Annotated in this window: 16 protein-coding genes; 7 read left to right on the forward strand and 9 right to left on the reverse strand. The window is 63.3% G+C overall.

What is annotated here, in order from left to right; all coding sequences use genetic code 11:
* Positions 1 to 9: 9 nt before the first annotated feature.
* The 6 genes from CCD76_RS05340 to CCD76_RS05365 all read right to left on the reverse strand — a co-directional run bounded on the left by CCD76_RS05340 (position 10) and on the right by CCD76_RS05365 (position 6,645).
* Positions 10 to 1,722, reverse strand: a complete 1,713-nt coding sequence (locus CCD76_RS05340) for an ABC transporter ATP-binding protein (RefSeq protein WP_087718487.1) — start codon at positions 1,720 to 1,722, stop codon at positions 10 to 12.
* A gap of 36 nt (positions 1,723 to 1,758) precedes the next feature.
* Positions 1,759 to 2,958 (reverse strand): serine palmitoyltransferase, encoded by a 1,200-nt coding sequence (gene spt / locus CCD76_RS05345; protein ID WP_087718488.1) that lies wholly within the window; start codon positions 2,956 to 2,958, stop codon positions 1,759 to 1,761.
* Positions 2,958 to 3,206: an acyl carrier protein gene (locus CCD76_RS05350; RefSeq protein ID WP_087718489.1), complete on the reverse strand. Its 249-nt coding sequence runs from the start codon at positions 3,204 to 3,206 to the stop codon at positions 2,958 to 2,960. The genes spt and CCD76_RS05350 overlap by 1 nt, the downstream gene beginning before the upstream one ends.
* Before the next feature lie 71 nt (positions 3,207 to 3,277).
* Entirely contained in the window at positions 3,278 to 4,207 is a 930-nt protein-coding gene (locus tag CCD76_RS05355) for an NAD-dependent epimerase/dehydratase family protein (RefSeq protein ID WP_218776963.1), read from the reverse strand.
* Positions 4,204 to 5,994 carry a fatty acyl-AMP ligase gene (locus CCD76_RS05360; RefSeq protein ID WP_218776964.1) on the reverse strand — a complete coding sequence of 597 codons (1,791 nt, stop codon included), beginning with the start codon at positions 5,992 to 5,994 and terminating at the stop codon, positions 4,204 to 4,206. The genes CCD76_RS05355 and CCD76_RS05360 overlap by 4 nt, the downstream gene beginning before the upstream one ends.
* A 198-nt stretch (positions 5,995 to 6,192) precedes the next feature.
* Entirely contained in the window at positions 6,193 to 6,645 is a 453-nt protein-coding gene (locus tag CCD76_RS05365; RefSeq protein WP_218776965.1) for an HIT family protein, read from the reverse strand.
* Positions 6,646 to 6,996: 351 nt separating this feature from the next.
* On the opposite strand from CCD76_RS05365, the gene CCD76_RS05370 reads away from it, so the two are divergent.
* Positions 6,997 to 8,196, forward strand: coding sequence for a hypothetical protein (locus CCD76_RS05370; RefSeq protein ID WP_218776966.1), 1,200 nt, complete (start codon positions 6,997 to 6,999; stop codon positions 8,194 to 8,196).
* Positions 8,180 to 8,986, forward strand: a complete 807-nt coding sequence (locus tag CCD76_RS05375; protein WP_087718491.1) for a nucleotidyltransferase family protein — start codon at positions 8,180 to 8,182, stop codon at positions 8,984 to 8,986. Before CCD76_RS05370 ends, CCD76_RS05375 begins: the two co-directional genes overlap by 17 nt.
* A gap of 60 nt (positions 8,987 to 9,046) precedes the next feature.
* On the opposite strand, the gene CCD76_RS05380 is transcribed toward CCD76_RS05375, so the two are convergent.
* Both CCD76_RS05380 and CCD76_RS05385 read right to left on the reverse strand, forming a co-directional pair.
* Positions 9,047 to 9,832 carry a phosphocholine cytidylyltransferase family protein gene (locus CCD76_RS05380; RefSeq protein WP_087718492.1) on the reverse strand — a complete coding sequence of 262 codons (786 nt, stop codon included), beginning with the start codon at positions 9,830 to 9,832 and terminating at the stop codon, positions 9,047 to 9,049.
* Positions 9,833 to 10,137: 305 nt separating this feature from the next.
* On the reverse strand, positions 10,138 to 11,127 hold the full coding sequence (locus CCD76_RS05385; RefSeq protein WP_179208854.1) for a metallophosphoesterase family protein: 990 nt from the start codon (positions 11,125 to 11,127) through the stop codon (positions 10,138 to 10,140).
* 46 nt (positions 11,128 to 11,173) lie between these two features.
* Between CCD76_RS05385 and CCD76_RS05390 the strand changes: the two genes are divergently transcribed.
* The 4 genes from CCD76_RS05390 to CCD76_RS05405 all read left to right on the forward strand — a co-directional run bounded on the left by CCD76_RS05390 (position 11,174) and on the right by CCD76_RS05405 (position 15,275).
* Entirely contained in the window at positions 11,174 to 12,376 is a 1,203-nt protein-coding gene (locus CCD76_RS05390) for a CDP-alcohol phosphatidyltransferase family protein (RefSeq protein WP_071230013.1), read from the forward strand.
* A 10-nt stretch (positions 12,377 to 12,386) separates the two neighbouring features.
* Positions 12,387 to 13,379, forward strand: a complete 993-nt coding sequence (locus tag CCD76_RS05395; protein WP_087718494.1) for a diacylglycerol/lipid kinase family protein — start codon at positions 12,387 to 12,389, stop codon at positions 13,377 to 13,379.
* 26 nt (positions 13,380 to 13,405) lie between these two features.
* On the forward strand, positions 13,406 to 14,377 hold the full coding sequence (locus CCD76_RS05400) for a hypothetical protein (protein ID WP_087718495.1): 972 nt from the start codon (positions 13,406 to 13,408) through the stop codon (positions 14,375 to 14,377).
* A gap of 100 nt (positions 14,378 to 14,477) precedes the next feature.
* Positions 14,478 to 15,275, forward strand: coding sequence for an aspartyl/asparaginyl beta-hydroxylase domain-containing protein (locus CCD76_RS05405; RefSeq protein ID WP_087718496.1), 798 nt, complete (start codon positions 14,478 to 14,480; stop codon positions 15,273 to 15,275).
* A gap of 31 nt (positions 15,276 to 15,306) precedes the next feature.
* Here the strand turns inward: CCD76_RS05405 and CCD76_RS05410 are convergent, their stop codons facing one another.
* Positions 15,307 to 16,224, reverse strand: coding sequence for an AraC family transcriptional regulator (locus CCD76_RS05410; protein ID WP_179208855.1), 918 nt, complete (start codon positions 16,222 to 16,224; stop codon positions 15,307 to 15,309).
* Between the two features lie 147 nt (positions 16,225 to 16,371).
* On the opposite strand from CCD76_RS05410, the gene exaC reads away from it, so the two are divergent.
* Complete coding sequence (gene exaC / locus CCD76_RS05415; RefSeq protein ID WP_087718498.1) at positions 16,372 to 17,892, forward strand: acetaldehyde dehydrogenase ExaC; 1,521 nt, start codon at positions 16,372 to 16,374, stop codon at positions 17,890 to 17,892.
* Positions 17,893 to 17,976: the final 84 nt, after the last annotated feature.

Below are 17,976 nucleotides of genomic sequence, written 5' to 3' on the forward strand. Positions count from 1 at the left end.
CGACGGCGGTCAGGCAGGGAGGCGAGACAGTTCGCTTTTCTCGACCGCCACCAATTGCCCCCGTTCGAGCCGATAGACCCGGTCGGCGGCGCGCATCAGCGCCGGCTGGTGGGACACGGCGACGATGGTCAGTTCGCTCTTCAGGCCTTGCAGGGTCTTGCTGATCGCTGCCTCCGCTTCCATGTCGAGCGCGCTGGTCGCTTCATCGAGAATCAGCAGTTTGGGACGGTGGGCCAGGGCGCGGGCAATGACGATGCGCTGACGCTGACCGCCCGACAGTCGTGAACCGCGCTCGCCCACCGAAGCATGAATCCCCTCGGGCATCTGGCTGACGAATGCCCAGGCGTCGGCCTGGCGCAGGGCGCGTTCGGCGTCCGCCTCGGTCAGCGTGGGATCGCCGAGCGTCACGTTGGCGAGCACGCTGTCGTGCAGCAGCAGCGTCTCCTGCGGCACATAGCCGATCAGGCGGCGCCAGGCGAGCCGGTCGAGCCGGTCGATCGGTACACCGTCGATCCGCACCTGGCCGGCGCTGGGCTCGAGCAGCATGCACAGGATATCGAGCAGGGTGGTCTTGCCAGCGCCGGAGGGGCCGATCAGGGTAGTGAACGAGCGCGCCGGGAGGGTCAGGTCGGTCACGTTCAGGATTGCCTGGTCGCCGTAGTGGAAACGGACCTTCTCGAAGGTAATCTCACGCTCGAGGGTCGGGCGCAGATCACCGCTGACCGGCTCGGCATTGTCGCGTGCTGCCTGGACCGCGTCCTTCAACGCCCAGTAGGCGCTCTCCTGAGTCTGCATCTGCTGATAGCGCCGCTGCAGTTGGTTGAGCTGCATGACCACGCGCGCCAGCAGAAATACCATCACCATTACCGACGGCAGCGAAAGTCCCCACACGACGAGAGCCAGATAGAGACCCACTGCGATGAACAGCGTCAGGATCGGCTCTTGAATGGCCTTCATCCCCTCGCGAGCCAGTACCTGACGCTCCATCGCGCGGTTGAGCTTGTGGGTCTGGCGTTTGAGCAGGGCGTCGGCGACATCGTAGCGTGCCATCGCCTTGAGCGGCTTGACCGAGCCCAGCGTATCGGTCAGGCGTGACAGCAGTTCGCGCATCAGCCGGGTCTGTTTCTTGCCAGCGCGCTTGGAGGCGCGGACCAGCCGATACAGCATGACAGACATCAGTACGCCAAGTCCGAGCGAAACCATCGTTGCCTGCCAGCCGATCATCAGTGCGACGATGGCATAAACGACTACCTGGATGAACAGTGAAATGACGTTGGCGCAGTGTTCGTAGCCGGTGGCGGCGCGGGTGGCCTCGGTGGCCACCGAGTTGGCCATGCCGCCGGCGGGCTGGCGCAGGTAATGCTCCCAGCGGCTGGCCAGCAGCGAGTGGATCAGTTCCAGGCGCAGATCGGTGGCGACCCGAGCGACGGTATAGCCGACCTGGCGGTTGGCGAGCAGGACCAGGGCGCTCTTGACCGTCATGCCGATGACGATGATCGACAGGATTACGCCGACAGTGGTTGGTAACCCGATCGCGTCCATGATGGCAAGCACCTTCTGCGAGAAGGCGTTAGGGTGCTCGTCCTGACCCAGCGCCACCGATAGCAGCGGTAACACCGTGGTCAAGCCGATTCCCTCGGCAATGCCTGCAAACAGCAGGCAGATCAACATCATGATCGTGCGTTGGGGATAGAGACGGAAGAAGGCAAAAAGCAGACGCATGTGCGATCCGTGGGCGGTCTCGACGACCGCCGGTGCTCACTCTTGCTCGTGATGGTCGAGCATGGGTTTCAAGGCGGCGAAGGCGGCGATGATTTGATCGATCTGGGTCGTGTCATGGGCTGCGCTGACGCTGATGCGCAGCAGCGCCCGGCCGCCCGGCGTGGCGGGTGGTAAGACCAGATTGACATAGACGCCATGATCGAGCAGCCCGTGCCAGAAGGCGACACCCTGCTGAGGCGACCCCAGCAGGGTGGCGACGACCGGCCCGGGCTCTGGCCCGAGCTCGAAACCGAGCCGTGACAGTCCATGATACAGACGCTCGGCATTGGCCCACAGACGCTGGCGGAGTTCGCCTCGCGAATCGACGATCTGCAGGGCGGTGCGTACCGATGCGATCGTCGCCGGGGAGGATGAGGCGGTGAAGATATAGGGACGGCTGGCGTAGCGGATCATGTCGAGTTGCGGGTGATGACTGGTGGCGAAACCACCAATGGCGCCCAAACTCTTGCTGAAAGTGCCGACCACGAAGTCGACATCGGCCTCGACGCCCTCGGCTTCGGCCAGGCCGCGGCCGTGGGCACCAAGCACCCCCAGCGAATGGGCTTCGTCGACCAGCAGATAACCCCCATGCCGACGCTTGACGGCAGCGATCTCGCGCAGCGGTGCCTGGTCCCCCAGCATGCTGTAGATGCCTTCCACCACAATTAGGGCATTGGTGGTGCGCTCGCCTAGACGGCGCAAGCGTTTCTCGAGATCACTGGCGTCGTTGTGACGAAAGCGAATGATGTCGGCGCCGGTGAGACGACACGCATCGTAGATGCTGGCGTGACAATCGGCATCGAGCACGATGACGTCGTCGGTACCGGCCAGGGTGCCGATCAGGCCGAGATTGGCCACGTAACCCGTGGAGAACACGACTGCGGAAGGGCGCGCGAAGAAATGTGCCAGTTCTTCCTCGAGGCGGGTATGGCTGGCGTAGCTACCATTGGCCATGCGCGACCCGGTGGTGCCGGTGCCTTCGCGATCGAGAGCGTCGTGTGCCGCCGCGATGCAGTCACGATCGAAAGTCAGCCCCAGATAGTTATTGGTGCCGGCGAGGATTACCGACCTGCCATCTACGCGCCCTTCGGTGGACGACAGGATTTCGTCGATGCGTGTGCCAATCGGGCTGGGTTCCGTCTGGATCAAGGCGTGGCGCGCATCGCTGAGGGACTGGAATTTATCGAACAGAGACATCATCGGCTCTCGAGCAGTTTGTTGATCGCCTGGGCCAACTGGTTGGGTGTGCGGATATCGGCGAGGACGTTCAGGGGAACGGAGATATTGAATTCGTCTTCGGCATCCAGCATGAGGTCCATTACCTTGACCGAGTCGAGCCCCAACTCGCTAACCAGGTCGATGTCGGGACGAAGATTGCTGTCCGGCGGCGCCAGGCGTTCGAGATGTACCATCAACCGCTCGAGAATCTGTTTGTGTTGGGTCATGCGTGCTATGCCCGTTGCTGGCGACGTGCGCCAGATCATTGTGATGAAAGAGTATGTCCGCAGGCAGTAAGTCAGTCCGCCGCCCACTGCCGGCGATCGCCAAGTGCCTGCTCCAGCGTAATCTGCGGTACCCATCCGGTCGCGCGGGTGAGCGGGCCATTATGGCATGTCCAGTCGTGATGTCTCAGCTCGCGGAACTTTCCGGGTGTGAGCATCGGCGAACGATGCAATCCGCGCGCCAGCATCAGGTTGACCAGCGCCATGCCGTGCAATACGCCGGCGGGAATTGGCAGGCGACGTACCGGCCCACCGCGCACGGCAGCGCCGATCGCCGCGATGCGCGGCCAAGTGTAGCCGCCCGGGTAGCCATCGTGAAGCTCGAAGGGCCCGCTGTCGACGAGGGCGCCGGCCGGAGTGTGACACAGCCAGGCCATCACTGCGGCTACCAGGTCGTCGACATGCAGAAACGACAGACGCGCCTCTTGCGGGCCGGCCGTCGGCAGCCAGCCGCGCATCAGCATCTCGAACAGGGGGTGTAACTCGCGATCCCCCGGTCCATAGACCGCCGTCGGACGAAATACCGTCACTGCCGGCCGCGCTGACGACGCGACTCGTTGCTCGGCCTGGCGTTTGGAGGCGGCATACCAGGAGAGTTCGGGATGGCGCGCGGCCAGCGACGACATCAATAGCAGGCGGGCGCATTGCTGACGCTGCGCCACCTCGAATAGCCGACCGCTGCCCTCGACATTGATGCGATGGAACGTGGCGTGATTGGCACCGCGCACCGCGCCGGCGCAATGGATGACCGTGTCCGTCCCCTCGACCAACCGCTCGAGTGCCGCCGTGTCATCGAGCGACCCACTGATCCAGCGGATATGCGGACCTTCCGGTTCGGCTGGCATGCGCCGCGTCAAGGCACGCACTTGCACGCCATTCTTGACCAACCGGGCGAGCAGCCGGCGGCCGATGAAGCCGGTGGCTCCGGTAAGCGCGACACTCATGGCCATAGGATCAGGATGCAGCACCGGTCCCGACCGGCGACTCGGCTGGCGATGCCAGGCCCAGCGACTCGCGGCCCCCCTGCAGGTAACGTTTGGACGCTTCGCTGCGCGAAAGCTTGCCGGAAGACGTGCGCGGCAGCGAGCGGGGGGGGCAGCAGGACGACCCGGCAGGCGACACCAAAATCGCTGCGTATCCGGCTGGTCAGCTCATTGATCAGTTCGTGTCGGCGTTGCGCGTCGCTGAGACGGCACTGGACCAACATCACAACCGCCTCCTCGTCGTCCGCTGCCGCCGTGAATGCGACGACATCGCCGTGCCGGACGCCATGGTAATGCCCGGCGAGATGCTCAAGATCCTCGGGCCAGATGTTGCGGCCGTTGACGAAGATCAGGTCGCGATGACGCCCGGTGATGAACAGCCCATCCGGGGTCAGGTAGCCCAGATCGCCGGTATCGAGCCAGCCGTTACGGAGCACCCGGTGAGTCTTTTCGGGATTCTGGAAATACCCCGACATGACGCTAGGGCCGCGCACGGTGACGCGACCCACCGCACGCTCGGGCAGGGGGTTGCCTTGCTGATCACGAATCACGATTTCATGGCCAGGCAGCGCGTGACCGCAGTTGACGAAGCTAGTGACAGCCATATCCCCACATGCCGATGCCAGGCGGGCGTGAGCATGATGCTCGAGATGGGCACGGTCGATGCGCTCGATGGCGATGCCCTGCCTGAGTGGCGCGAAGCTGACTGCCAAGGAACATTCCGCCAGACCGTAGCAGGGCAGAAAGGCCCGCGAATCGAAGCCGGCAGGCGCAAAGCATTCGGCGAAACGTTCTAGAACATCGGTACGTACCGGCTCTGCGCCGATGCCGGCGACACGCCAGCTCGACAGATCGAGGCGTTCGAGATCGCCGCTGCGCAGGCGGCGAGCGCAGATGTCGTAACCAAAAGGCGGCGCAAAGGCGATAGTGCCGCGATTGCGGCTGAGCAGGGTCAGCCACTGCATCGGTCGCATGGCGAATTCACGGGCACCGAGGTAATCCACCGACAGCTGTGATGCCATCGGTCCGAGAACGAAACCGACCAGCCCCATGTCATGGTAGAACGGCAACCACGAGACGCAACGATCGCCCGGGCGCACCCCCAGGCCGTGGGTGACGATCCCGCGCAGGTTGGCCATTACGGTGGCCTGGTCGATCATCACGCCGCGCGGAAAGCCGGTACTGCCCGAGGTGTACTGCAAATAGGCCAGCTCATCCGGACGCGAAGGCTCTAGAGCGTGCACATTGGCATCGAGCCTAAGAAATGCCTCGTTGCCCCCGCTGAACAGCAGATCGAGTTCGCTGCCGGCCTCCGCCAGGAAAGACTGCATCTCGGCGGGCGCAACCGCAACGCGAGCCTCGCAGCTGCGCAGCAGGCGCGCGAGGCGTTCGACATAACTGGCATGGTTGCCAAGGCTCATGTTGATCGGCAGCGGTACGGGAACGAAGCCCGCATACTGGCAACCGTAGAAGATCTCCATGAACAGTGGGCTGGTGTCGGCGATAATGGCCACCTTGTCGCCCCGTTTCAACCCCAGGCGACATAGACGGTAAGCCGCCGCCAGGGCGCGCTGACGCAGCTCGGCGTAGCGCAAGGGAGCGGTGAGGCGTCCGCGGCCATCGTGGAAGTTGTAGCCCGTCACACCCTGCGCGGCATAGTCGAGCGCTTCGGCCAGAGTGGTGAAATCGGCCAGCCGCTGGGGAAGCGGGTTCCGTGTTGACGTTTTGGTGATATAGAGTTCGGTCATTATTGAGGAGAGTCTCGATCATCGAAGCAGAGGGGGTTGTTATAAAGACAATGCGTGCCAGTTTGAAGCGCCGTAATCAATGGCAGCGTCCCGGATGGCTCTGACCGGCTCGATATATCTTTATCCCTGCGCGTGGTGTCGCACCGACATGCCATCTGACGGCGTCGACACTGAAAGTAGCGGCGTGTCATGCGATGGTCATACCCAATACTGCATGATTGCTGAGCATATCCGCGTATTGAGCGCAGCATCGCTGGTATTGGTGGCATCCAGTCTGGGGGGGCCGGGCCAGCCGGCATCGGCGAACTCATGACCATCGAGCGTTCGCGGCGTCGCGTAGCGCGGGACGACATGAAAATGGACGTGAGGATCAACCATCATCAGCATCAGGTAATTGATCTTGTCGTAGGCAAAAGCCTGGCCCAGAGCGGCTTCGAGGTCGGCGGTCACCTCGGCCAACTCGGTAAATGCCTCGCGGGGCAGGTCGGGAAAGGCGGTTTCCGGCCCTCTGGCGATCATCACCAGCGCACCCAAGGTCACTTGGGCATCGCGAAACAGTACACTCCAGTGGCGATAGTCACGCAGAATATTGTCGGGAGCGCCGAACTTCACCATCGTCGAGTTCAGCTCGGCTTGTGGTTGCGTATTCACGATCCTTGTCTCACCTCTGCTTATTTATAGTATTCCCAGTATAACGAACAAAACCTTAATGATGTCTTAACATATTTAGCAGGTTACTAGAAATCATCAGGCAACCGTCTTCCTTTTTCATGGCAATTTTCCCTTTTCATGGCGATCGTAGGCACCTTCCATGGTCATCGCAGACGCCTTCGCGTTGCAGTGATGCATGAAGATACCTATGATGCGGCATCCGATGCAAAATTCCTAAAGCGATCCGCTTGTCTGGCTACGGCTTGAGATCGCCTTCCATCCCGCCGAATACCGTTGTCGCGAGGCATCATGCTGCTCGGTGTGAGGCGATGGCATGCTTAAAGGCTTCACGTGAATAGTAACGCTCCTTCCGCAGTGCATGTCTCTTCCGACACTTCTCGTCACGCCGCCCTCCGCCACTCGCGTGCCGACATCGACGTCAGGCCGGTCAAAGGGCGCCGGGATCTGGCCACCTTCGTGCGTTTGCCGGGCGAGCTGTTGCAGGACGATCCGCAGTGGGTTGAACCGCTGCACCTGGAGCGACGCCTGCATTTGACCAAAAACCCGGCCTTCGACCATGTCACCTGGCAAGGATTTATCGCCTGGTCGGGGGGCAGGCCGGTGGGGCGTATCAGTGCCCAGACTGACAGCCTCCACCGCCAGTACCACGGCGCCGATACTGGCCATTTCGGCATGCTCGACGCCATTGACGACCCCAATGTGTTCGCGGCGCTATTCACCGCTGCGGAGGCCTGGCTGCACGAGCGTGGCGCACGGCACATAACCGGCCCCTACAACTTGACCATCAACGAGGAGTGCGGGTTGCTGATCGACGGTTTCGAGTGGCCGCCTTCGATGATGATGGGGCATGCCGGGCGCTACTATGCCTCCCACGTCGAGGCGCAGGGCTATACGCCCGCCAAGGATCTGCTCGCCTACTGGATGTCGACGCATGGGGTGAATTTTACGCCAGCGATGCGGCGCATGGTCGATCGCTGGCGCGACCGAATTCACTTACGCCCCCTGCGTCGCGACCGCTTCGACGAAGAGCTCGACATTCTACGCGACATTTTCAACGACGCCTGGGCTAAGAACTGGGGATTCGTGCCCTTCACCGACGCCGAATTCCACGAGTTGGGCACTAGCCTGAAGATGCTGGTGCCGCCGGAGTTGATTCAGATCGCCGAAATCGACGCCAAGCCTGTCGCCTTCATTGTCGGCTTGCCCAACCTCAACGAGGCGATCGCACCACTGCACGGACGCTTGTGGCCGATGGGTTGGCTGCGTCTGCTATGGCGACTCAAGGTGCGCAGGCCAAAGACCGGGCGCGTGCCGCTGATGGGGGTGCGCGGTGAATACCAGTTCAGTCGCCTCGGGCCGACGCTTGCCCTGGTGCTGATCGAGTCGATCCAGGCGTCGCTCATCCGCCATGGCATCGAAGCCGTGGAAATGTCCTGGATACTCGAGGACAACGCCGGCATGCGAAATATCCTCGAGCATATCGGAACCGACCTCTACAAACGTTACCGTCTCTATGAAAAGCATCTCTGAAGGGCAGATTGGCGCCGTGGTGCTGGCGGCGGATCGCGGCGCCGACGACCCGGTTGCGCGGGAGGCCGGCGTCGCTTGCAAGGCGTTGACCCCGGTCGCCGGCGTACCGATGCTACGCCGCGTATTCGGCGCACTCGACGGCAGTACACGTATCGCGCGTATCTGCCTAGCCGGACCGTCGGCGGCGATCATCGAACACGCCCCGGTGCTTGGCGAGCTGCTTGACCGCGACGATGTGAACTGGGTGGAAAATGCCGCGACGCCCAGCGCCAGCGTCGGCGCCGCCCTGCGGTCGCTGCCCGATGATATGCCGGTCATGGTGACCACCGCCGATCATGCCCTGTTGACGCCGACCCTTGTCACTGCGTTTGTCGATCGCGCCTTGGCCAGCGACGGCGATTTCGTGGTGGGCGTGGCACGCCTGGAGACTGTAACGAGGCGCTTTCCCGGTACGCGACGCACGGCGATACGCCTGTCCGACGGTCCCTACTGCGGTTGCAACCTGTTTGTCTTCACCACGCCGCAAGGCCGCGCGCTCGCCGACTTCTGGCGCCAGGTCGAGCAGCAACGCAAGCGGCCCTGGCGGGTCATCGGCGGAGCGCTGGGCTGGGGGGCGGTGCTGCGTTACCTGCTCGGACGTCTGACGCTCGAGCAGGCCCTGGACAGGCTATCCCGCCGGCTCGGCATACGCATCCGGGCCGTAGTGCTGGATCACGCCGAGGCGGCCGTCGACGTGGACACGCCTGCCGACCGGCAACTGGTCGAAGCGATTCTCGCCGGCGAACGCTGACCGGCTAGGAGCCTGGCAGCGCTCGCAAAAGCCGACGGGTCCGAGAAGGAGAGAAGACGTTCAGCCGCGCGCGGCCTCCACCGCCGCGTCACGGGTCTGCCAGCGAGTCACCAGATCGCGCGCCTGCTCGAGATCCTTGGGAAAGTCGAGTTCCGCCCAGCGCAACCCCTCGATGGACTGGACGAAAATGTTGCCGCTTGCCGCGAGTTCGTCAATCACGCTCAGATACCAGCGCTTGAGCGCCTCAGGGTCGTGCATGATGCGTTCCAGCGTGTCGCGGAACAGCGCCGCGCCTGCGCCGCGGAAAGTCATCATGCCGATCGACTCGCCGTTCACCGTATCGAGGTCGAGCGTCTTGCCGACCCGCACCAGGCGATCGCCGTGCAGACTGACCTTCATGTCGTCGGCGTCATAGCGTGCCTTGCGATCGATGGCCAGGGTGACCGGCTGCTGCGGCGCCTCCAACAAGCGTTCCACCACCGGCAGGTCGAACAGGGTATCGCCATTGAGCAGCAAAAAATCTTCCCGCATCGCCTCGCGCGCCATCCAGCAGCTAGCCAGGTTATCGGCAACTTCATAGAAGGGGTTGAAGACGATATCGACCAGATCGTCTGCATAGCGATCACGCAGGCATTGCCTCACATATTCGATGCCATAGCCGAGTACAACAGTGATCCGCTCGAAACCGGCGGCGAGCAGGTGATCGATCTGATGTTCGATGACGGTCTTAGCGCCAAGGCGAATGAGGCACTTGGGACGATGTTCGGTGTAAGGCAATAGACGTTTGCCCTGGCCGGCGCTGAGAAGGATGGCTCGGCGTGGCCGCGAAGGATTCGATGGCTGCATGGTGATTCGATATCTCGTCTGTATGGTGGTGTGCATGAATAGGTGGTGCTGTGCATGAAGGCCAGCGCGGGCTCCTCTGGTACTGAGAGCCAGGTATCCGAGAGTCAAGTCTCTGAGAGCCGAACGTTACCTCTCTTTGGTTGCGGCACTCCACTTTAACAATTCTGCCCTGCCCATTCACTTTTGAATGTATCACCTTGACCTGAACAAAGGCTTACCAGGTGGATGCAGCTTCTGAATGCAACGCGGTTATTGAGTCGGATCCACTTTCAACCCGACCTGCCGCTATCCGAATTCTTAGCCCATTACGGGTCCGAAGCCCAGTGCCAGGTTGCGCTCGAACAGAGGCGCAAGCGTCCGGCTTCACTCAGGGAGCGGTGCGTGGCCGTCAGGGTCCAGCGATCCACCTGGCGCGCGATGCGGAACAGCGTGTACCCGGCCGCCTTCGTCACGTCGTCGTTCGGCAGCAGCGAGGCCGAGGGCGCGCCGAACACCGCTGCCTGCCCGTGCGGCGTGGGCAGGCAGGCGTCCATGCGGCAATGGGCGTGACCGTGCAGGACTAGCTCGACGCCCGCGCGTGCCAGTACGCGACGCAGCGCCGGCGCATCGGTGAGGCGTTTGCGCCAGTTCACGGCGTTGCGCTGTAACGGATGATGGATCAACAGGATACGAAAGCGACCCTCGCGCCCCGCCCGGTGCAGACAGCGCTCCAGGCGCACGAGCTGTGCATCACCAAGCGCGCCGGTAGCCAAAGGCCAGTGCGTGGGTATCGCCGTAGAGACGCCGATCAACGCGACCGGTCCACGATAGCGAACGAAGGGGAAGCGCGGCACAAGCGGTGCATCACTCGGTGCCGTTGCGTCGCCCATCGTTTCACGCATTTCATCATGCATGTAGTCACGCCACAGCCCGACGGTGCCGGCCCATGGCGCCGGTGCATAGGCGTCATGATTGCCGGGGACGACGGAGACGTCATGCGGTGCGCCCAGCGCTTGTAGCCACGTCAGCGCCTGACGACATTCGGCAGGCGTGCCAAGATGCGTCAGGTCGCCGGTCACGGCAATGTGGTCGGGCGCCGCACCGCGCAGGTCGTCGACAAGCGTCGCCAGCACCTCCGCCCGATGCACGTGCCGGCGCTTGCGTCGCCAAGCCCAGTATCCTAAGGCACGCTTGTTGAACAACTCTTTCCATGGCGGCATGTCGAAAGAGGTCAGATGGGGGTCGGAGAGATGCGCCAGGCACAGCGACATATCTTGCCCAGCGAAAATCGGGGGTGCCTTCGTCGTCATCGGCATAATATAATCGCAGGATTTTGAAAGGAAAAGGATCATTGGTGGCATGATGACGATACGCGTATATTTCGAAGAGGATTCGCCTGTCCAGTTATGGGGTCTGACGCCTCGTCAGCGGCTGGTGAAATCGCTGGCACCGCTGTCCAACGTGATCCTCGCGGATGACGCCACGTCCCCCGGGTCCGGCAGCGATCAGCCCGGCACCGATATCCTCGTTCTGCGCGCCGACTACATTTACGATCAACGCGTGCTGAATGGCCTGCTGGATAGCCAAACCGGGCAACTCGCGCTCACTGACCCCAGCGATGACAGCGTAGTCGCCGTACGGGCATGCGCCGATCAGTGGCCGCCGAATACGCGCCCCTCCCTGGCCAATGGGCCATTGTCGGCGTTGAAACGCTTGGCGCCTCCCGCCGTGGCCAGCAGCGAGCAGTCGAAACTGCGCAAGTTCGATACGCCCTGGGTGGCCCGGGTGTCGGCGTCGGCACGCCGACGTCTCGAAAACGCCCTGTTCAGTGCCGCCTACAAGGGCGTGACCGATCTCGTCACCAAATGGGCCTGGCCGCTGCCGGCACGCGCCGTCACCCGGCTATGCGTGCGCTGGGGGCTGCGGCCCAATCACGTGACGTCGCTGAGCTACGTGCTGGCGATCTTGGCCGGGGTGCTGTTCGGGTACGGCGAGTTCGGCGCCGGCCTGCTCGCCGGCTGGATCATGACCTTCCTCGATACGGTGGACGGCAAGCTGGCCCGCGTGACGTTGACGTCGAGCCGCTTCGGCAACGTTTTCGATCACGCCTTGGACCTGGTCCACCCGCCGTTGTGGTACATCGCCTGGGGCGTTGGCCTGGCCGCCGGCACCGCGGATGTGACGATGCTGTTGTGGCTGACCGTGATCGGCTATGTCGGCGGACGCTTGTGCGAGGGAGGGTTCAAGTTCGCGGCGCCATTCTCGATGTTCACCTGGCGCCCCTTCGACTCGGTCAACCGCCTGGTCACCGCGCGCCGCAACCCCAATCTGATCCTGTTGACGCTGGCCTGGTGGGCAGGCTTGCCCTATATCGGCCTGGTCCTGGTCACGCTCTGGACACTGCTCTCGACACTGGTCCTGGCGGTGCGCCTCGCGCAAGGGCTGCTGGCCCGCGCCAAGGGCGAGCCGCCTCGGGCCTGGCTATACAGCGACGACCCGCGCGCCGGACGCCATCCGCTGATGGTACGCTGGTTCACCTTTCCCGCCATCCGCTCGGGCGGGTAGGGTACCTCCGATGCTTCATCCCGCTGATCTCCCGCGCCGGGTTGGCGTATTGTGCAATCCGCACAGCGGGCGCAACCGCCGCCATCTGGAGGCGATCCGCCGCATTGCCGAGCAGCAGGCGGCGTTGTTCGTCTATCACGAGGCCACGACGCCGGAGGCGATTGTCGAGACGTTGCGTGCGTTTCATGCCGAACGTGTCGAACTGATAGCGGTGGTGGGGGGTGACGGCACGCTGCAGGCGGCCCTGACCGGCCTGCTGCGCGACCTGGCACTACCGGCCGAGACCTTGCCGAAGCTGCTGGTAATTGGCGGTGGCACGACCAACATGAGCGCCGCCGATCTCGGCACGCGCTGCCAGCCGCCTGTCGCGCTGACCAGGCTGGCGGCTTGGCTCGAACGCAGGGGCCCGGCGCCGCACTGCTGTTCCCGCCCACTCGTGCGCCTGGCGCTGGGGCGCCCGGAGGCGGTGCAGTATGGCCTGTTCTTCGGTAGCGGCGCGATCCAGACCGGCGTCGACTACTTCAACAGCCGGGTACGTTGCGGTCCGGTAGCGGGCGCTTGGGGGCCACGCCTGGCCTTCCTGCGGGTGATGGTGTCGATGCTGCGTGGCCGGCCCCATCCGCTGCTGCCTGCTGCGTCGTGCCGGCTGGTGCTGGATCGCGACGAGGTGCTGGAAGGCCGTTACCTGCTGGTACTGGTATCGACCCTCGAGCGGCTGCTGCTGGGCTCGCGACCGTTCTGGGGAGAACAGTCCGCGCCGCTGCATTTTACCGCGGTACGCTACCCACCGCGCGCCCTGTGGCGGCGCTTGCCGGCCATTCTGCGCGGGCGTGGCGGCCGCGCCGTACGCGACGGGGAAGGCTATGTCAGCCGCAACCTGACGTCGCTGCGTCTGGAGCTCGATGCCGGCGGCATCCTCGACGGTGAACGCTTCCGCGCCGAACCTGGCGAGGCCATCGAACTGTCGGCGACGCCGGCGATCGACTTTCTCGTCTTCCCATGATTTTCTCGTCCATCCTCCGAGGCCCCATGCGAACCCTCCATTTATCTCCGCCCGCGGCGCTGGTCGCTCAGGTGGCCGAACAGGCCGCCCGTCCGCAGCCTGAGGGGGTGGCACCGCTGGTGGCCCGCGTGCAGGAGCGTTTTGGTCAGGCTACCTGCGCGGTGCTCTTCTACGGCTCCTGCCTGCGTAGCCACGATCCGGGTGATGGCGTGGTCGATCTCTATGCGCTGGTCGACCGCTACGCCGCCGTCTACGATCGCCGTCTGCTGCGGCTGGTCAACGCCTGGCTGCCACCCAACGTGTTCTATCTCGAGGCACAGGATGCCCAGGGGCGGCGCCTGCGCGCCAAGTGCGCGGTCATCACCCTCGATGACTTCGCACAGGGAGCGACACGCTGGTTCGAAAGCTATCTGTGGGGGCGCTTCGCCCAGCCCTGTCGCCTGGCCTATTGCCGCGATGAAGTCACCCGGATGCGGGTGAACGACGCCTTGGCCGGGGCGGTGCTCGCGTTGTGGCGTGCCGCGCTGCCCTGTCTGCCGGACACCTTCGAGGCCGCCGAGGGCTGGCAGCAGGCCCTCGCGCTGAGTTACGGTGTCGAACTGCGTCCCGAAGGCGCATCGCGCCCGGCCTCGCTGCTGGCCGGGCAGGAGGCGGAGTACCGGCGGCGGCTGGCGGCGGCGACCGAGGCGCTGCCTGGATTGTCGGCGACTGGCGATGAGCACTGTCGTGACGAGCGCTATCGCAATGCCCAGGACGCGGCGCAGCGCCGCCGGGGACGACGCGCCTGGCGCTGGCGACGCCGACAGGGCCATGTCCTGCATATTGCCAGACTGATGAAGGCGGTTCTGACCTTTGAAAACGGTGTCGATTACGTGGTCTGGAAGCTGGAGCGCCACAGTGGCCGGCGAATTCCCGTCAGCGACCGCTTGCGCCGCCATCCGTTGCTGTTCGGCTGGCCGCTGCTGTGGCGGTTGCTGCGCGAGCGTGTGCTGCGCTGAGTCGGGCGTGTGAACATGGGCCGTTGCCTTTATCGTTGCTTGCTTGTCAGCCAGTTCCGCTAGACTTGTTTCCTGTTACGTCGAGAGGTCCAAACAGCGCATGAGTGAACAACCCTCCTCCTCACCGGCCACTGCGCCAAATGAGCAACCGCCGCGCACGCCGAAAAAGAAGAAGCCCTGGTATATCGTCATGGGCCGCAAGGTACTCAAGGGGGTAGACCGCTTCATTGCGCGCCACTCGCTGGTCGGCGATCCGGCGTTTTTCGATCCGGCTGACTTTGCCTGGACGCGTGAGCTGGAGGCGAACTGGCCGGTGGTCCGCGCCGAGCTTGACGAGATTCTGCGCGAGCGCGATGCGCTGCCCAATTTTCAGGATATCTCCGAAGACCAGAAGCGCCTGAGCAAGGACAATCAGTGGAAGACATTCTTCCTTTATGGCTACGGCTACAAGATGGAAGAAAACTGCGTGCGCTGTCCCGAGACAACCCGGCTGGTCGAGCGTGTGCCGGGCATGAAGACGGCTTTTTTCTCGATTCTGGCACCTGGCAAGCATATTCCCGCCCACCGCGGCCCCTACAAGGGGGTAATGCGCTATCACCTGGGGCTGAGCGTGCCCGAGCCGCGCGAGCGCTGCCGCATCCGCGTCGGACACGAAGTGGCTCACTGGGAAGAAGGCAAGAGCATGCTGTTTGACGATACTTACAATCATGAAGTCTGGAATGATACCGATGGCGTGCGGGTCGTGCTGTTCATGGATGTGGTGCGCCCGATGCGCTTCCCGGCATCGCTGGTCAACCGCATGGCCTTTACGCTGATTCGTCTGTCGCCCTATGTACAGCGTGCACGCCGCAACCAGAAGCGCTGGCTGCAGCGCCAGCGTCAGGCACAGGCACGCTGAACGGGACGCAAGCGGCCTGTGCCTGCTCAGGTCAGGAAGCGACGCTGAGCTGGCGACGCCGATACTGGCCCGGGGCGAGGCCTGTGAACGCCTTGAAGCGGTGGGCGAAGTGGCTCAGGCTGCGGTAGCCCAGCTCGAAACATATCTCGGTCACCGAGGCCGAGCTGGCCGTCAGTAGTTGGCAGGCACGCTGCATGCGAAGCTGCTGCTGGTATTCGCACGGCGTGCAGCCCACCTCGCGCTTGAATTGACGGTAAAGGCGCGCCTTGCTCATGCAGGCCTCCTCGGCCAGCCGCTGGCCATCCACTTCCGCTGTCGGATTGTTGCGCAGCCATTGCAGTGCGGCATCAAGCCCGTGACGTGGTGCACGCAACTGGCTTTCCAGCAACAGCAACTCACGGCTTTGTGTGCGCAGCATGCGGACGATCAGTTCGCTGACCGCCAGGTCGATCAAGGCGTCGCGATCGGGATGTCGATCGGTGAACAGATGCATGATGCGCTCGATCAGCGCCTGCGTTTCGCTGCCATGGGGCACATGCAGGGCGCGCGGTACGTAGTGCCAGGGGTCGAGCTCACGCTCGCGGGGCAAGTCGAGGTTGAGGCGTTCGCAGACGTCGCTGACGCGGCGCGGGTCGATATCGATGGTCATGCAGGTGGTGGGGGCATCGGGCCGGGCGTCGGGAAAATCGATGCGCACCTGCTGATCGGGGGCCAGAATGAACGATTCGCCGGGCATGAAGATGCGCGGCTGGTCGGTGGCGCCGTGCATCACCTTGCGGCCGGTGAGCATGCCGCAGTACAGCACCTGATCCGATGAGAGGGCCACCTGGCGGGCCGGCATGTAGGTGTCGTAGATCGACAGTTCTGCGTTGGGGCCGGCGAAGGATACGCGGTTTTCGATCAGCTGGCGCGGTTGGCGCCGTGCCGCACACGATGAAAGCGCTGACATACGATTCATCCCCTCCCTTGATCCTGATGGCATAAACGAGACTGGCAGACAAACGGTTGCGACTGAGAAGCAAGTGTGCCGCCAGACGCCGCTCTATCCTGATGAGACGCCAATAACATTAAGCATACGCACGTCAGGAGGTCGATTATGATTTATGCTAACCTTGGCCAGCAGAACGCCGTCGTTTCCTTCAAGCAGCGCTATGAAAACTTCATCGGCGGCGAGTGGGCCGCGCCGGCGGACGGGCGCTATATGGAGAACATCACGCCGGTAACCGGCGAGGTATTCTGTGAAGTGCCGCGTTCGGGAGCGGCGGATATCGACCGGGCGGTGAAGGCGGCTCAGCAGGCCGCGCCGGCCTGGGGGCGTACCCCGGTCGCCGAGCGCTCGCGCATCCTGCTCAAGATTGCCGATCGCATCGAGGACAATCTCGAGATGCTGGCGGTGGCCGAAGTGTGGGACAACGGCAAGGCGGTGCGCGAAACCCTGGCGGCCGATTTACCCCTGCTGGTCGATCACTTCCGCTATTTCGCCGGCTGCATTCGTGCCCAGGAAGGGGCGATCAGCGAGATTGACGAACACACGGTTGCCTATCATTACCACGAGCCGTTCGGCGTCGTAGGCCAGATCATTCCCTGGAACTTCCCGCTGCTGATGGCCGGCTGGAAGCTGGCACCGGCGCTCGCCGCCGGTAACTGCACGGTGCTCAAGCCGGCCGAGCAGACGCCGGCCTCGATCTGCGTGCTGCTCGAACTGATCGGCGATCTGCTGCCTGCTGGCGTGATCAACGTGGTCCATGGCATCGGTGAGGAAGCAGGCAACGCCCTGGCGACCCATCCCGGCATTGCCAAGCTCGCCTTCACCGGTTCGACCCCGGTCGGCAGCCTGATCATGGCCAATGCCGCCAAGCAGATCATTCCCGTTACCCTCGAACTGGGCGGCAAGTCTCCCAACCTGTTTTTCGAAGATGTGCTCGATTACGGTGACGACTTTATCGCCAAATGCGTCGAAGGGCTGATGATGACCTTCCTCAACCAGGGCGAAGTATGTACCTGCCCATCGCGCGCACTGATCCATGAAAAAGTTTATGACACGCTGATCGAGCGGGCGATTGCACGGGCCAGAACGCTCAAGCAGGGTAACCCGCTGGATACCGAGACCGAGATCGGCGCACAGGTCTCCAAGGAGCAGTTCGAGAAGATTCTCTCCTACATGGATATCGGCCAGGAAGAAGGAGCGGAACTGCTGCTCGGTGGCGGCAAGGCCTCACTGGAGGGCAGCTTCGCTGGTGGCTTCTATATTCAGCCGACCATGTTCAAGGGACGCAACGACATGCGCGTGTTCCAGGAAGAGATCTTCGGCCCGACGCTGGCGATCACGACCTTCAAGGACGAGCAGGAAGCGCTGGCGATCGCCAACGATACACAGTTCGGGCTCGGCGCTGGCGTGTGGACCGGTGACATGAACCGTGCCTATCGTCTGGGACGCGGCATCCAGGCCGGACGTGTGTGGACGAATTGCTACCACCAGTATCCGGCTCATGCGGCGTTCGGCGGTTACAAGAAGTCCGGTATCGGCCGCGAGACCCACAAGATGATGCTCGAACACTATCAGCAGACCAAATGTCAGCTGGTCTCCTACGATCGCAGTCCGATGGGGCTGTACTGAGCGAAGCACCGGGCGCGCTTTGGCGCGCCCGAATCGTATCGAAGCGAAAAAAAATCGTAACTATTCAGGTGGCTGCGGATGGCA

The organism is Salinicola salarius (assembly GCF_002179555.1).
In the GTDB taxonomy this organism is placed as follows: Bacteria; Pseudomonadota; Gammaproteobacteria; order Pseudomonadales; family Halomonadaceae; genus Salinicola; species Salinicola salarius_A.

Coding starts and splice junctions, on each gene's coding strand:
- CCD76_RS05340 (WP_087718487.1), bottom strand. CDS start 1,722: ATGCGTCTGCTTTTTGCCTTCTTCCGTCTCTATCCCCAACGCACGATC.
- spt (WP_087718488.1), bottom strand. CDS start 2,958: ATGTCTCTGTTCGATAAATTCCAGTCCCTCAGCGATGCGCGCCACGCC.
- CCD76_RS05350 (WP_087718489.1), bottom strand. CDS start 3,206: ATGACCCAACACAAACAGATTCTCGAGCGGTTGATGGTACATCTCGAA.
- CCD76_RS05355 (WP_218776963.1), bottom strand. CDS start 4,207: ATGAGTGTCGCGCTTACCGGAGCCACCGGCTTCATCGGCCGCCGGCTG.
- CCD76_RS05360 (WP_218776964.1), bottom strand. CDS start 5,994: ATGACCGAACTCTATATCACCAAAACGTCAACACGGAACCCGCTTCCC.
- CCD76_RS05375 (WP_087718491.1), top strand. CDS start 8,180: ATGAAAAGCATCTCTGAAGGGCAGATTGGCGCCGTGGTGCTGGCGGCG.
- CCD76_RS05380 (WP_087718492.1), bottom strand. CDS start 9,832: ATGCAGCCATCGAATCCTTCGCGGCCACGCCGAGCCATCCTTCTCAGC.
- CCD76_RS05385 (WP_179208854.1), bottom strand. CDS start 11,127: ATGCCGATGACGACGAAGGCACCCCCGATTTTCGCTGGGCAAGATATG.
- CCD76_RS05390 (WP_071230013.1), top strand. CDS start 11,174: ATGACGATACGCGTATATTTCGAAGAGGATTCGCCTGTCCAGTTATGG.
- CCD76_RS05395 (WP_087718494.1), top strand. CDS start 12,387: ATGCTTCATCCCGCTGATCTCCCGCGCCGGGTTGGCGTATTGTGCAAT.
- CCD76_RS05400 (WP_087718495.1), top strand. CDS start 13,406: ATGCGAACCCTCCATTTATCTCCGCCCGCGGCGCTGGTCGCTCAGGTG.
- CCD76_RS05405 (WP_087718496.1), top strand. CDS start 14,478: ATGAGTGAACAACCCTCCTCCTCACCGGCCACTGCGCCAAATGAGCAA.
- CCD76_RS05410 (WP_179208855.1), bottom strand. CDS start 16,224: ATGTCAGCGCTTTCATCGTGTGCGGCACGGCGCCAACCGCGCCAGCTG.
- exaC (WP_087718498.1), top strand. CDS start 16,372: ATGATTTATGCTAACCTTGGCCAGCAGAACGCCGTCGTTTCCTTCAAG.